The 12,795-nt window shown below is 71.7% G+C and carries 16 protein-coding genes and 3 tRNA genes; 18 read left to right on the plus strand and 1 reads right to left on the minus strand.

Translation table 11 applies throughout. The annotated features are described in order from the left end of the window. The first annotated feature begins 91 nt into the window (after positions 1-91). The 16 genes from miaA to VKN16_05335 all read left to right on the plus strand — a co-directional run bounded on the left by miaA (position 92) and on the right by VKN16_05335 (position 11,337). Entirely contained in the window at positions 92-1,039 is a 948-nt protein-coding gene (miaA, locus tag VKN16_05260) for a tRNA (adenosine(37)-N6)-dimethylallyltransferase MiaA (protein ID HME93606.1), read from the plus strand. Next, positions 1,036-2,286 carry a GTPase HflX gene (gene hflX / locus VKN16_05265; protein HME93607.1) on the plus strand — a complete coding sequence of 417 codons (1,251 nt, stop codon included), beginning with the start codon at positions 1,036-1,038 and terminating at the stop codon, positions 2,284-2,286. Before miaA ends, hflX begins: the two co-directional genes overlap by 4 nt. A gap of 101 nt (positions 2,287-2,387) precedes the next feature. Continuing rightward, on the plus strand, positions 2,388-2,948 hold the full coding sequence (gene pgsA, locus VKN16_05270) for a CDP-diacylglycerol--glycerol-3-phosphate 3-phosphatidyltransferase (GenBank protein HME93608.1): 561 nt from the start codon (positions 2,388-2,390) through the stop codon (positions 2,946-2,948). 2 nt (positions 2,949-2,950) lie between these two features. Then, complete coding sequence (locus VKN16_05275; protein ID HME93609.1) at positions 2,951-4,291, plus strand: DUF512 domain-containing protein; 1,341 nt, start codon at positions 2,951-2,953, stop codon at positions 4,289-4,291. Between the two features lie 24 nt (positions 4,292-4,315). Further along, on the plus strand, positions 4,316-5,665 hold the full coding sequence (der, locus tag VKN16_05280; GenBank protein HME93610.1) for a ribosome biogenesis GTPase Der: 1,350 nt from the start codon (positions 4,316-4,318) through the stop codon (positions 5,663-5,665). Positions 5,666-5,778: 113 nt separating this feature from the next. After that, on the plus strand, positions 5,779-6,552 hold the full coding sequence (locus VKN16_05285; protein HME93611.1) for an SPOR domain-containing protein: 774 nt from the start codon (positions 5,779-5,781) through the stop codon (positions 6,550-6,552). A gap of 23 nt (positions 6,553-6,575) precedes the next feature. Then, on the plus strand, positions 6,576-6,848 hold the full coding sequence (locus tag VKN16_05290) for an integration host factor subunit alpha (GenBank protein ID HME93612.1): 273 nt from the start codon (positions 6,576-6,578) through the stop codon (positions 6,846-6,848). Positions 6,849-6,866: 18 nt separating this feature from the next. After that, a complete protein-coding gene (locus VKN16_05295; GenBank protein ID HME93613.1) occupies positions 6,867-7,238 on the plus strand; it encodes a MerR family transcriptional regulator in 372 nt (123 codons plus the stop codon). A gap of 36 nt (positions 7,239-7,274) precedes the next feature. Continuing rightward, a tRNA-Pro gene (locus tag VKN16_05300) sits at positions 7,275-7,351 on the plus strand. Between the two features lie 12 nt (positions 7,352-7,363). Next, entirely contained in the window at positions 7,364-8,143 is a 780-nt protein-coding gene (gene surE / locus VKN16_05305) for a 5'/3'-nucleotidase SurE (protein ID HME93614.1), read from the plus strand. Continuing rightward, on the plus strand, positions 8,140-8,814 hold the full coding sequence (locus VKN16_05310) for a protein-L-isoaspartate(D-aspartate) O-methyltransferase (protein ID HME93615.1): 675 nt from the start codon (positions 8,140-8,142) through the stop codon (positions 8,812-8,814). Before surE ends, VKN16_05310 begins: the two co-directional genes overlap by 4 nt. Positions 8,815-8,838: 24 nt before the next feature. After that, positions 8,839-8,915, plus strand: a tRNA-Pro gene (locus VKN16_05315). A 28-nt stretch (positions 8,916-8,943) separates the two neighbouring features. Continuing rightward, positions 8,944-9,249: an acylphosphatase gene (locus tag VKN16_05320; GenBank protein ID HME93616.1), complete on the plus strand. Its 306-nt coding sequence runs from the start codon at positions 8,944-8,946 to the stop codon at positions 9,247-9,249. A gap of 26 nt (positions 9,250-9,275) precedes the next feature. Next, positions 9,276-10,154: a peptidoglycan DD-metalloendopeptidase family protein gene (locus VKN16_05325; GenBank protein ID HME93617.1), complete on the plus strand. Its 879-nt coding sequence runs from the start codon at positions 9,276-9,278 to the stop codon at positions 10,152-10,154. A 9-nt stretch (positions 10,155-10,163) separates the two neighbouring features. After that, complete coding sequence (locus VKN16_05330) at positions 10,164-11,111, plus strand: sigma-70 family RNA polymerase sigma factor (protein ID HME93618.1); 948 nt, start codon at positions 10,164-10,166, stop codon at positions 11,109-11,111. A 7-nt stretch (positions 11,112-11,118) separates the two neighbouring features. Continuing rightward, positions 11,119-11,337: a helix-turn-helix transcriptional regulator gene (locus tag VKN16_05335; GenBank protein HME93619.1), complete on the plus strand. Its 219-nt coding sequence runs from the start codon at positions 11,119-11,121 to the stop codon at positions 11,335-11,337. A gap of 14 nt (positions 11,338-11,351) precedes the next feature. Here the strand turns inward: VKN16_05335 and VKN16_05340 are convergent, their stop codons facing one another. Continuing rightward, complete coding sequence (locus VKN16_05340) at positions 11,352-12,176, minus strand: class I SAM-dependent methyltransferase (protein HME93620.1); 825 nt, start codon at positions 12,174-12,176, stop codon at positions 11,352-11,354. A 40-nt stretch (positions 12,177-12,216) separates the two neighbouring features. On the opposite strand from VKN16_05340, the gene VKN16_05345 reads away from it, so the two are divergent. Next, positions 12,217-12,543 (plus strand): hypothetical protein, encoded by a 327-nt coding sequence (locus tag VKN16_05345; protein HME93621.1) that lies wholly within the window; start codon positions 12,217-12,219, stop codon positions 12,541-12,543. 38 nt (positions 12,544-12,581) lie between these two features. Next, positions 12,582-12,658 (plus strand) — tRNA-Arg (locus tag VKN16_05350). The last annotated feature ends 137 nt before the right edge of the window (positions 12,659-12,795 follow it).

Raw genomic sequence — 12,795 nt, forward strand, 5'->3', positions numbered from 1 at the left:
GCGCACATCAAACGCGACCTCGGGCGAACGTGGTGAGGGACGCGGGCCGAGGGCGGTTGCGCGACATCAAGCGCGACCTCGGGCGAACGTGGTGAGCGCGCCGCCACTGCTGGTGCTGGTGGGCCCCACCGCGGTCGGGAAGACCGCGGTGGCGGTGCGGCTGGCCGCCCACGTGCCGATCGAGGTGGTCAGCGCGGACTCGCGGCAGGTCTATCGGGGCATGGACATCGGCACCGGGAAGCCGACCGCGGCGGAGCGCGGGGCCGTTCCACACCACCTCCTCGACGTGGCGGGCCCGGACGAGCGCTACCACGTCGCGCGCTTTCGCGCCGATGCCCTCGCGACCATCGCGGCCATCCACTCCCGCGGGCGGCTGCCGGTCGTGGTGGGCGGCACCGGGCTCTACGTGCGGGGGCTCCTGAAGGGGCTCACGCCGGCGCCGCCCGCCGATCCCGCCCTCCGCGAGGCGCTCGAGCGCTTCGCGGCCGCGCACGGCGCGCCCGCGCTGCACGCGCGGCTGGCCGCGGCGTCGCCCGAGGTCGCGGCGCGGCTGCATCCGAACGACCGGATCCGCATCGTGCGCGCCCTCGAGATCCACGCCCGGCCCGGCGCGGTCACGGGCGAGCCGGGGCAGGGCAGCTGGGAGCGCGCGCCCGCGGCATGGCGGCTGCTCGTGATCGGCCTCGGCCGCAAGCGGCCGGTGCTCAACCAGGCGATCGCCGAACGGGCGCGCGCGATGGTCGAGCGTGGCATGATGGAGGAGGTGACACGCCTGCTGGACGCCGGATACGACCCGGAGCGGCCGCCGATGGACGGCATCGGCTACCGGGCGTTCGTCCAGGCCGGCCGCGGCCTCATCCCGCTGGACGAGGCGCTCCGGCTGATGATCCGCGACACCACCCGCTACGCCAAGCGACAGATGACGTGGTTCGCGCGCGATCCCGAGATCCGCTGGCTGGACGTGGACGAGGCGGGCGGCATCGACGCGGCCGCCGAGACGGTGCTCAAGCAGATCACCCAGGAGGGATTGACCGAGTGAAGTCGCGCGAGAAAGCGGTGCTGGCGGCCTTGCGCCTGCCCAGCCAGCCGCGCGTCGTGGTGGAAGAGAGCCTGGACGAGCTGGGACGCCTGGCCGAATCGGCGGGCGCGAAGGTGGTGGGACGGGCCACTCAGGATCGCCGGGCGCCCACGCCCGGCCTCTACTTCGGCAAGGGCAAGGTCGAGGAGATCAAGACGCTCTCCAAGCGCCAGGGCGCCGACCTGATGATCTCCGACGACTCGCTCTCGCCGATCCAGGAGCGGAACCTCGGCGGCTCGCTCGGCGTCCGCGTGATCGACCGCACCGCGCTGATCCTCGACATCTTCGCCCAGCGCGCCCGCACCATGGAGGGCAAGCTGCAGGTGGAGCTGGCGCAGCTCTCGTACCTGCTGCCCCGGCTGGTCGGCCAGTGGAAGCACCTGGAGCGGACCGGCGGCGGCATCGGCACCCGCGGACCGGGCGAGATGCAGATCGAGTCCGACCGCCGTATCATCCGGCACCGGATCCAGAAGATTCGCGGGGAGCTGCAGCGCGTGCGCACGCACCGACGGCTGCTGCGTGATCGGCGCAAGGCCAGCGGCGTCCCGGTGGTCGCGCTGGTGGGGTACACCAACGCGGGCAAGACCACGCTGCTCAACCACCTCACCGGCGAGGATCGCGTCGCCGCCGACGCGCTGTTCGTCACGCTCGATCCGACCGCGCGGCTGGTCACGAGCCCGACCCACGCCTCCTTCGTGCTGACCGACACGGTGGGCTTCATCCGCAAGCTGCCCCACCAGCTGGTCGCCGCCTTCAAGGCTACGCTCGAGGAGCTGGCCGAGGCCGACGTGCTCGTGCACGTGGTGGACGCGAGCCACCCCGGCCTGGACGATCAGATGCAGGCGGTGGAGTCGCTGCTGGGCGAGCTCGAGCTGATGGGCCGCCCCACGGTGGTGGCCCTGAACAAGATCGACCGGCTGGAGCCGGGAGCGGCCCGCGCGCTGCTCGCCCGCTTCGACGGCGTGGCGATCTCGGCGCGCACCGGGGAAGGCATGGAGTCGCTTCGCACCCGCATCGACGAAGCGCTGCAGCCGCGGGTGGCCCGGCTCACCCTCCGGATCCCGTACTCCGACGGCCCGTCGCTGGCCGTCTGCTACGAGCGCGGCCGCGTGATCTCCCGACGTAACGAGCCGGACGGGGTTCGGCTGGAGGTCGAGCTGCCGCGCCGCCTGCTGACCTCGCTCGAAGGGTATCGCCTGAAGGACTAGCCCGTCGCAGGCGCTCCCTCTCGCGCCCGTCGGAGCCGGCGTCCCGACGGGCCGGAGGGGGTCGGTGCTACAATCGGGCCTCGGCCCTCGCGGACCGTCTCATGGGACTTCCCAACTGGCTCACGACGCTGCGCATCCTGCTGATCCCCGTCTTCGTGACGCTGCTCGTCTATCGGCGGCCCGGCGCGGCGCTGCTGGTGTTCTGCCTGGCCAGCCTGACCGACATGCTGGATGGCTACATCGCCCGGGTGCAGGGATGCCAGACGCGCCTCGGGGCCTTCCTGGATCCCCTCGCCGACAAGCTGCTGCTGACGTGCGGCTTCGTGACGCTCACGTGGCTCAAGGTCATCCCGTTCTGGATCACCGCGGTCGTGGTGAGCCGCGATGTGGTGCTGAGCATCGGCGTGCTCGTCATCCACGTGGCCGGCGGCACCGTCCACCCCGCGCCGACGTGGATCGGCAAGATGTCCACGGTGTTCCAGATGGCCACCGTCCTGGCCGCGATGGCGTCCGGCTACTTCCAGCTCCTGCCGCCCGTCACCACCAAGGTCCTGGCGTGGGTGACCGCCGGCTTCACGGTGACCTCGGGCCTGCAGTACATCGTGATGGGGCTCAAGCAGCTCGAGGCCCACGGCTCCGTGCACGAGCACGACCGGGTCTGACCGTGCCGAGACGGACGGCGCCGGTTCCGGACGGGGTGGTGGTGGCTCGGGTGGCTGCCCGCGGAGCCGCGGAGCGGGCGGGGCTGCGGGCGGGAGATCGGATCCTCGCGATCAACGGCGAGCCGCTGCGCGACGTCATCGACTTCCACTTCCACGCCGGCGAGGAGCGGCTGCGGCTCGGCGTCGAGCGGGAGGGCCGCGCGCACACGCTACACCTCGTCCGACGTCCCGCCGGCCTCGGGCTCGAGCTGGAGCCGCCGCGTCCCGCCGAGATCGCCACCTGCGCGAACAAGTGCGTGTTCTGCTTCATCCACCAGCTGCCCAAGGGCATGCGCAAGAGCCTCTACGTCAAGGACGACGACTTCCGCCTGTCCTTCCTCCACGGCAACTACATCACGCTCACCGACCTCGAGGAGGCCGAGCTCGAGCGCATCGAGGCACAGCGGCTGTCGCCGCTGTACGTCTCGGTGCACGCCACCGATCCCGATCTGCGCCACGCCCTGCTCGGCCAGCCGCGCGTGCGCCGCGAGCTGCTGCCGGTGATGGAGCGTCTCGCCAAGGCGGGCATCGCGATGCACGCGCAGATCGTGCTGTGCCCGGGCCGGAACGACGGCGCCCAGCTCGAGCGCACCGTGCACGAGCTGGCGCGGCTGCACCCGGCGGTGCCCACCGTCGCGGTGGTGCCGGTCGGCCTGACGCGGCACCGCGAGCGGCTGCCGGATCTGCGCGCGGTCACCCTCGAGGAGGCGGCCGTCCTGGTGCGCACCATCGAGGAATGGCAGGGCGCGTTCCAGGTCTCGCTCGGCACCCGCTTCGTGTGGGCGGCCGACGAGCTCTATCTGAAGTCCGGCCTGCCCCTGCCGCCGGCGCGCGCCTACGAGGGCTTCGCAGTCGCCGAGGACGGAATCGGCCTCGTGCGTCGCTTCGAGGACGCCTTCGCGCGCGCCATCGCCCGGCCGCCCGCGCCCCTCGGGCGCCCCCGCCGCGTGACGGTGGTCACCGGCCAGATGTTCGCGCCCCGCATGCGCGCGCTGCTCGACCGCGTGCGCGTGGACGGCCTGACGGTGAGCCTGGCCCCCATCGCCAACGACTTCTTCGGGCGCGGTATCGGAGTGGCCGGGCTCCTCACCGGACGCGACATCCAGATCCAGCTCGCGCAGGCCGCGTGCGGAACGGGCGAGCTCGGCGACGAGGTGCTGCTGCCCGCGGTGACCTTGCGCGATGGGGCCGGCGTCTTCCTCGACGACCTCACGCCGGCCGACCTCGCCGGCGCGCTCGGCGTTCCGGTCACCGCGGTCGAGCCCGACGCCCCCGCCTTCCTGGCCGCCCTCCTCGGACGGTAGCGGGCGACCGGGAGGAGGCAGGACATGCTGCGCCCGATCATCGCCATCGTCGGCCGCCCCAACGTGGGCAAGTCCACGCTCTTCAATCGCCTCATCGGCCGGCGGCGATCGCTCGTGCGGGACGTGCCGGGCGTCACGCGCGACCGGCTGTACGGCACCGCCGCCTTCGAGCGCTGGCAGGCCACCGTGGTGGATACCGGCGGCTTCGATCCGAGCAGCGCGTCGGACCTGGTGCAGGGCGTGCGGCGCCAGGTGCTGCAGGCCGTCGAGGAGGCCGATCTCCTGGTGTTCGTGGTGGACGGACGCGCGGGCGTGACCGGCCTCGACGAGGAGATCGCGACGATCCTCCGCAAGAGCGGCCGGCCGGTGCTGCTCGCGATCAACAAGATCGACGGCGGCGGGCAGGATGCGGCGATCGGCGACGCCTACCGCCTGGGCTTCACGCCGGTGCTGACCGTCTCCGCCGAGCACGGCCGCGGCGTGGCCGAGCTGCTCGAGGCCTGCCGCGAGCGGGCGCCCGCGACGGTGCCGGAGGCCACGAGCGAAGGCACGCGGGTGGCCATCATCGGGCGGCCCAACGTGGGCAAGTCGTCGCTGGTCAACGCGGTGCTCGGCCACGAGCGGGTGCTGGTGCACGACCAACCCGGCACCACCCGCGACGCGGTGGACACGCCGCTCACCTTCCGCGACCGCGAATACCTGCTGATCGACACCGCGGGCATCCGGCGCAAGGGGAAGGTGACCGAGGCGCTCGAGAAGCTCTCGGTGGTGATGGCGCTCAAGAGCCTGGAGCGCTGTCAGGTCGCGGTGCTGGTGCTCGACGCCGCCGAGGGCGTGGCCGCGCAGGACGCGCACATCGCGGGCTACGCCAACGACGCGGGCCGCGCGACGGTGGTGGCGGTGAACAAGTGGGACCTGGTGCCGCCCGGCCTGGTGACCAAGAGCGACGTCACCAATCAGATCTACGAGCGCCTGCCGTTCCTCGAGCACGCCCCGGTCTGCTTCACGTCGGCGGTCACGCGGCTCGGGCTCCGCGATCTCTTCGACCAGGTGGACGCGGTGGCGGCCGAGGCTCAGAAGCGGCTGCAGCCGGGCGATCTGCTGTCCACGCTGCGCCAGGCGGTGGAGCGTCGTCCGATGTCCGCGCGCGGCGTGGCGCTGCGGATCCAGTCGGCGCAGCAGGTCGCGGTGTCGCCGCCGACGTTCGCCGTTCGCGTGAATCTGCCGGACGCGATCCACTTCTCCTACGAGCGCTACCTGATCAACTCGCTCCGGCACGCGTACGGCTTCGCCGGCTCGCCGATTCGGCTGCTCTTCCGCAAGAGTGTGGGACGGGGAGCGGGCCGGCCGGGGCGGGCCCGCCGTCGGGCATGAGCCGGTAGCCCGTAACTAGGCAGAACCCCTAGCGATTTCGTTTGACCGCCTCCGGGACTGGCGCTACCATTGCCTAACTTTTCACGAACCGGCAGCCAGCGAGGACTGAGCGCGTGAGCCCTGAGCGCCCCGAGCAGGACGACTTCCTCGAAGACGAAGAGCAGGACGACTACGAAGGCCAGCGCAGCATCTTTGCGACCGGCTGGTTTCGTGCCGTCCTCGTGCTGCTCGTCCTCGCGGTGATCGCGGTGATCGCGGTGCCGCTGATCGGCGGCTGGTTCGAGCCGCCGGCGCCGCCGAAGCTGGTGACGCCGGCGCCGATTCCCAGGCCGAGCGCGCCCACGCCGCCGCCCGCGGCCGCGCCGAGCACGCCGGCCCCGACTCCCGCAACGCCGCCCGCGCCGGGACCGAGCGCGACTGCGCCGCCGGCGGCGGTCACGCCGGCGCCGGTGACACCGCCGGCGCCGGCAACCCCGGTGCCCTCGTCGCCCCCGGCGGCCATCACGCCCGCGCCCGCCCCGGCGCCCGCGCGCCCCGAGATCCCGCCCGCGAGCGCGCCGACCAGGGCCGCCGAGAAGGCGGAGAAGGCGAAGGCCCCCGAGCGGACCGCGGCGGTGGCCCCGAGCAAGAGCAACCCGAAGGCGCCGGCCGCCGGCAATTACTGGGTCCAGGTGGGCGCGTTCAAGGAGGGCCGCAACGCGGAGGGCCTGGCCAAGACGCTGCGCGCCGAGGGCTTCGCGGTGCAGGTCACGCAGGTGACGCGCGACGCCCCGCTGCACGTGGTGCGCGTCGGTGGATATCCCGATCGCTCGCGGGCCGCCGCGGCTCGCGAGGATCTGCAGGGCAAGGGACACACGGGCTTCGTGACGTCGGGCCCGCCCAAGTAAATCGACGAGAGGAGGTGACGGCGCTGACCAAGAACGACCTGATCAACGCGGTGGCGGCCCACGGGCTGTCCAAGCGGCAGTCGGCCTCGGTGGTGGAGTCGCTGTTCGACATCATCTTCCGGTGCTTCGAAAAGGGGGAAGACGTGAAGATCGTCGGCTTCGGCCACTTCCGCATCCGGCAAAAGGCGTCGCGCCGCGGGCGCAATCCCCAGACCGGCGATAGCATCGAGATCACCGCGCGCAAGGTGTTGACGTTCAAGCCGAGCAAGGGTCTCAAGCTCCGGATCAACGTCTAGGCCAGAGGTCCGCGGGGAATGAGCACGGTTCCCGACAAGCTCTACTACCGGATCGGCGAGGTCGAGACGATCACGGAGATCCCGGCATACGTGCTCCGCTACTGGGAGTCCGAGTTCAAGCTGCTCCGTCCCAAGAAGAACCCGGCCGGCCAGCGCCTGTACCGCAAGGCCGATCTAGAGCTGGTGCTGCGCATCAAGTCGCTCCTCTACGACGAGCGACTCACGCTCGAGGGCGCGAAGAAGCGCCTGCGTAGCGAGTCGCGCGGGCTGGATCAGATGGACCTGGGCCTGCGCGGCGCGACGCTGGAGGAGGTGCTCCGGCGCACGCGGTCGCGGCTGCAGGCCATTCGCCAGCGCCTCGCCGCTTCGCGACCCGGCCGCTCGTCTTGAGTTTGTCCTGCCGAGTCCGTACAATGCGCCGTGGGTCGGGGCGTGGCGCAGCCCGGTAGCGCACTTGACTGGGGGTCAAGGGGTCGCTGGTTCAAATCCAGTCGCCCCGACCAATTTCAATCACCATGGCGCCCGTGATCCTCGTCACCAACGATGACGGGATTCACGCGCGCGGTTTGGCCGTGCTCGCGGAGGCGCTCGAACCGCTCGGCGAGGTGTATGTGGTGGCGCCGGATCGGGAGCAGAGCGCGGTGGGGCACGCCCTCACGCTGCACCGGCCGCTCCGGGTGGATCGCGTCGCGGAGCGGAAGTTCTCGGTGAACGGCACGCCGTCGGACTGCGTGAACCTGGCCGTGCTCGGGCTGCTGCCGGAGCCCCCGGTGCTGGTGGCCTCGGGGGTCAACCACGGCACCAACCTGGGCGACGACGTGACGTACTCGGGCACGGTGTCGGCGGCGATGGAAGGGACGCTGCTGGGCGTGCCGTCGATGGCGGTGTCACAGGCGGAGCCCGACACCGACGGCTTCGACGGCGCGGCCCCGGTCGCGCGGGCGGTGGCCACGCGGCTGCTCGTGGAAGGGCTGCCGGCCAAGACACTGCTGAACGTGAACGTGCCGCGCGGCGAGGTGAAGGGGATCCGCCTGACGCGGCTTGGACATCGGGTCTACCGTGAGAAGGTGATCCGGGAAGTCGATCCGCGAGGCCGTCCGTACTACTGGATCGGGGCGGGCCCGCCGGAGTGGGCGGAGGACACCGGCGCCGACATCGCGGCGGTGCACGGAGGCTTCGCGTCGGTGACGCCGCTGCACCTGGACCTGACGCATCACGGGGCGCTGGGCCGCATGGCCGAGTGGGAAGGCGCGCTGAACGCGGTGCTGAAGAGCAAGAGGAAGCGGCGGCGGTGAGCAGCGGCCCGGACCCGGCGCCGGGCTCGCCGCGATTCGCGCGCGAGCGCGAGCGGATGGTGGAGGAGCAGCTGATCGCGCGCGGCGTGACGGATGCGCGCGTGATCGAGGCGATGCGGCGTCTGCCGCGGCACCTGTTCGTGGACGAGGCGCTGCGCGATCGGGCGTACGGGGATCACCCGCTGCCGATCGGCGAGGGGCAGACGATCTCGCAGCCCTTCATCGTGGGCCGCATGACGGAGCTGCTGCGGCTCACCGGGCGCGAGAAGGTGCTGGAGGTCGGCACCGGCTGCGGGTATCAGGCCGCGGTGCTGGCGGAGCTGGCCGCGCGGGTCTGCACGATCGAGCGGCTGCCGCGGCTGGCCACGCGGGCGCGGGAGACGCTGGAAGGGCTCGGCTATCGCAACGTGTGGGTGCGGGCCGCCAACGGCACGCTGGGCTGGCCGGACGAGGCGCCGTTCGACCGCATCCTGGTCGCGGCGGGCGGGCCCACCGTCCCGCCGCCGCTGTTCGAGCAGCTGGCGGAGGGCGGGCGCATGGTGATCCCGGTTGGCGATGCGGCCAACCAGGTGCTGCAGGTGATCGACAAGGTGCAGGGCGGCAAGCGCGTCACCGAGGATTCAGGGTGCGTGTTCGTGAAGCTCGTCGGCAAATATGCCTGGGAGTCGTGAGACCCTGGGTGTGAAGGGTACGGACGGGGCGTAGCGCAGCTTGGTAGCGCGCCTGCTTCGGGAGCAGGAGGTCGCTGGTTCAAATCCAGTCGCCCCGACCATTTTTCTCGAGCCGTCGCTGGAGCGGGCATGGGCGTCACGGGACTGCGCAGCGCCGCCGAGATCGTGGTGCAGGGGCGCGTGCAGGGCGTCGGCTACCGCAACTTCGTGCAGCGCAAGGCGCTGTCGCTGGGGCTGGCCGGCTACGTCATGAATCTGAAGGACGGCAAGGTCCGTGTGCGAGTGGAAGGCGGGCGCGACCTCATCGAGGAGCTGATGCACGACCTGGAAAAGGGCCCGCCGCTGGCGTGGGTCGAGCACATCGCGGTGACCTGGCGACCGCTCACCGGACGCTACACATCCTTCTCCATCCGCTACGCGGAGTTCGATCCGTGAGGTGTCCCCGGGCATGGGGACTCCTCGTGTCACTGCTGCTCACGCCCCTCCTGGCCGGTCCCGATGCCCGGTCGTACGCCCAGAGCGTGTCGATCCCCTCGTCCGCGAAGACCGCGGCGAGCGCGCGGAACACCGGCCAGCCGCGGATCACCGGCCCGCACAAGCCGTCCGCCAAACCGGTGATGTGCACGCACACCGTTCGCCGCGGCGAGGCGATCAGCCGGATCGCGGTCCGGTACCGCGTGACCCGGCAGAGCCTGATCGAGGCCAATCGCCTCGAGAACCCGGCGGCGCTGCACACCGGCCAGCGGCTGGTGGTGCCCGGCTGCCGGGTGACGCCGCCGCGAGCCAGCGACAGCGACGTGAAGATCACGGAGCCGCTGCCCGAGGGCACCGTGGTGAAGCGCGTGGGCCCGCGGCGTATCCTGACCGCGCTGGTGCTGTCCGAGCCCGACTTCCAGGACGAGCGGATTCCGCTGGTCTGGCCGGTCGAAGGACCGGTCATCTCGACCTTCGGCCAGCGCTCGCGGGGCTGGCACGCCGGAATCGACATCACGGCCGACATGGGCTCACAGATCTACGCGGCGGCACCGGGCACGGTCATCTATTCGGGCTGGATCCGGGCCTACGGGCAGGTCGTCAAGGTCGAGCACAAGCACGGCTTCATCACTCTTTACGCTCACAACCTGAACAACATGGTCGAGGCGGGGGACCAGGTCGAGGCGGGGCAGGTCATCGCCAGCGTCGGGCGCAGCGGCCACGCCACCGGCCCCCACATCCACTTCGAGGTCCGGCGCGACGGCAAGGCCTACAACCCGCTCCATCTGCTCGAGCCCTCGGACCGGTCGCCGGTCTTCGAGGACGACGTGGCGACCTCCAGCTCGGACCTCGACGAGCACGAGTGAGCTTGCGAAATGGCTCCGGACGCCGATGCGGATGAGCTCGAGGGCGGCGACGAGCCTCTCGAGACCCTGCTCGAGAAGGACCCCGCCGAGCTCGGCGAGAAGCCGGACGCGCCGGAGGCGGGGGACCGCAGCCGCGAGCTGATCGCGCTCTACCTGCAGGAGATCTCCCGCGTCAAGCTGCTCACCGCGGAGGAGGAGCAGGCGCTGGCGCGGCGGGTCCAGGCCGGCGATCCCGAGGCTGAGCGGCACCTGGTCGAGGCGAACCTCCGGCTCGTGGTCAAGATCGCGCGGCGGTATCTGCACCGGGGCCTCTCGCTCCTCGATCTGATCGAAGAAGGCAACGTGGGTCTCCTCCACGCTGCCCGCAGGTTTCAGCCCGACCGCGGCACCCGCTTCTCGACCTACGCGACGTGGTGGATCCGTCAGGGGGTGGTGCGCGCGCTCGCGAACCAGGCCCGCACGATCCGCCTGCCCGTGCACGTGGAGGCCTTGCTGGGCCAGTTCAACCGGCATCGCAACGCGCTCACCCAGAAGCTCGGGCGGACGCCGACGACCACCGAGGTGGCCGCCGAGATGGGGCGCCCGGTGGCCGAGCTCGAGCAGCTGGAGAGCCTGCGACAGCACCCGGTGTCGCTCGACAAGCCGGCCGCGGCCGACGGCACCGGCAGCCTCGGCGAGACCGTCCAGGATCCGAGCGGGGAGCCGGGCGCGGGTCTCGCCGCGGTCCTCCGCGCGCGCGCCGATCTGGCCGGCGTGCTGCAGGACCTGCCCGATCGGGAGCGCACGGTGGTGACGCTGCGCTTCGGGCTGGGCAGCGAGGAGCCCCTGACCCTCGAGCGCATCGGCCAGCGGCTCGGCCTCACCCGCGAGCGGGTGCGTCAGATCGAGGTCGCGGCCCTCAAGCAGCTGCGCCGCCTGCTCGCCGCCCGAGACGTCGAGCCGTCGGACCTGATGTGAGCAGTCGATGAGCCCGCAGGCGAAGAAGCTCGGCGAAATCGTCCGCGAGCTGCGCGAGCGACAGGGGCTGACCCAGGCCCAGCTGGCCGAGCGGGCGCAGCTGGCCATGAGCTACATCACGCTGCTGGAGGCGGGCCAGCAGGCCAACCTCTCGCCCTCGGCCCTGGGACGCCTCGCGAGAGCCCTCGGCGTCACCACCAAGCAGCTCTCGGAGCTGGAAAGCTAGGCGGGCCGCCGCCCTCAGGCCCGGGCGCTGAACACGCTGATCGGGTAGAGGCAGTAGTAGTCGGGGCTCCGGAGCACGTTGCCCGGGGATCCCTCGTCGCAGAGGCGGATGCGCTCCGCCCAGTCGTCCGCGCTCAGCAGATCCCGCAGCCGATCGCCCCAGTTGCGGGCGAAGACCGTCTGCTGGATGTAGTCGTGGGCCGCGGGATCGAGCGGGGATCGCCGCTCGAGCATGTACGTCCGCATCGTCACCGGGGTCAGTCCGGCCGCGCGCAGGGAGGCCGGGGTCGCCTGCCTCCGCTCCTGAAACGAGCGGCCGCCCCCTTCGTCCAGGGTCCGACGGATCTCGGCCAGCTGGATACGGCGCTCCAGCTCGGGATGGCCCGGCAGGAACATGGCCGACAGGGCCTGCGACTCCTTCACGACGATCCATCCGCCCGGCCGGACGACCCGGCGAAACTCGCGCAAGGCCTTCTCGGTATCGAGGATGTGGTGCAACACGTCGCCGCACCAGACCCAGTCGACACTCCGATCGGGCAGGGGAATGGCCGTCCCGTCGCCCCGGTCGAACTCGACGCGGCCGCCCTCCGGCCGATGACCGACCAGCGCACGTGCCGCATCCACCTTGTCCATCTCGGGCTCGATGGCGAGCACGGATCCGCCGGGCCCGACCGCCTCGGCGAGCCAGAGGGCGTACAGGCCGACGCCGCAGCCCACATCGAGGCCGCGCGAGGCCGGTGGCAGCGCGAGGTCGGCGATGATCCGTCGCGCCTCCACCTCCTGGAAGCGGTTCATGCGCTCGAGCGAGGCGTGTGGGCCGGAGGGATCGGCGGGGCTCATGGCGCGTCATCCTACCAGAGGGGCCGACGCAGATTCACGTTTGCTGCTCGACCAGTGCCGCGCCGCCACGCCGGCCGGGGAGGCGCTCAACGCGCACTTACTTCAAGTTCCCCGGGAGACGAGCTGGCGCGCGAGCTCGACCGGGCCATCAGCCAGCTGCCCCTGGCCCTTCGGCCGGCCGCGCGGCCACGCCCGCGAATACCTCGCCGACTTCGCCCGCGCCCTGGCGGCCGGCGAATCGCCCGACGCCTTCATGGCCCGCCGCAAGCAGGTCTTCCGCTTCCTCAAGCGCCGCGCGAGCGCCCCCGCCGACCGCGAAGGACGTCCCGCCCCACGGCGCATGATGCTAGAATTTCGGGTGATCTAGCTCGTCAGCGGCGCAGTCGGCGCCGCCTTGGTGGGCATGCCCCCGTAGCTCAGGTGGATAGAGCAGCAGTTTCCTAAACTGCGTGCCGGGTGTTCGAGTCACCCCGGGGGCACCACCGAGCCCACTTCTTGCACGAGCCTGCATGAGCCCGCCCAGGACCGCCCCCCACGCCGCCCGCGGAAGCGCACGCGGCCGCCAGTGACGCGCACCTCTTGACATAAGGCGAGCGCCGCCGCAGCGTGCTCATGTTGC

The sequence above is a fragment of the Candidatus Methylomirabilota bacterium genome (assembly GCA_035315345.1).
In the GTDB taxonomy this organism is placed as follows: Bacteria; Methylomirabilota; Methylomirabilia; order Rokubacteriales; family CSP1-6; genus CAMLFJ01.

What these genes read in the sequence shown, in the direction of transcription:
- VKN16_05330 (HME93618.1), top strand. Translation starts at nt 10,164, where the DNA reads ATGGCTCCGGACGCCGATGCGGATGAGCTCGAGGGCGGCGACGAGCCT.
- VKN16_05335 (HME93619.1), top strand. Translation starts at nt 11,119, where the DNA reads ATGAGCCCGCAGGCGAAGAAGCTCGGCGAAATCGTCCGCGAGCTGCGC.
- surE (HME93614.1), top strand. Translation starts at nt 7,364, where the DNA reads ATGGCGCCCGTGATCCTCGTCACCAACGATGACGGGATTCACGCGCGC.
- VKN16_05295 (HME93613.1), top strand. Translation starts at nt 6,867, where the DNA reads ATGAGCACGGTTCCCGACAAGCTCTACTACCGGATCGGCGAGGTCGAG.
- pgsA (HME93608.1), top strand. Translation starts at nt 2,388, where the DNA reads ATGGGACTTCCCAACTGGCTCACGACGCTGCGCATCCTGCTGATCCCC.
- VKN16_05320 (HME93616.1), top strand. Translation starts at nt 8,944, where the DNA reads ATGGGCGTCACGGGACTGCGCAGCGCCGCCGAGATCGTGGTGCAGGGG.
- der (HME93610.1), top strand. Translation starts at nt 4,316, where the DNA reads ATGCTGCGCCCGATCATCGCCATCGTCGGCCGCCCCAACGTGGGCAAG.
- VKN16_05340 (HME93620.1), bottom strand. Translation starts at nt 12,176, where the DNA reads ATGAGCCCCGCCGATCCCTCCGGCCCACACGCCTCGCTCGAGCGCATG.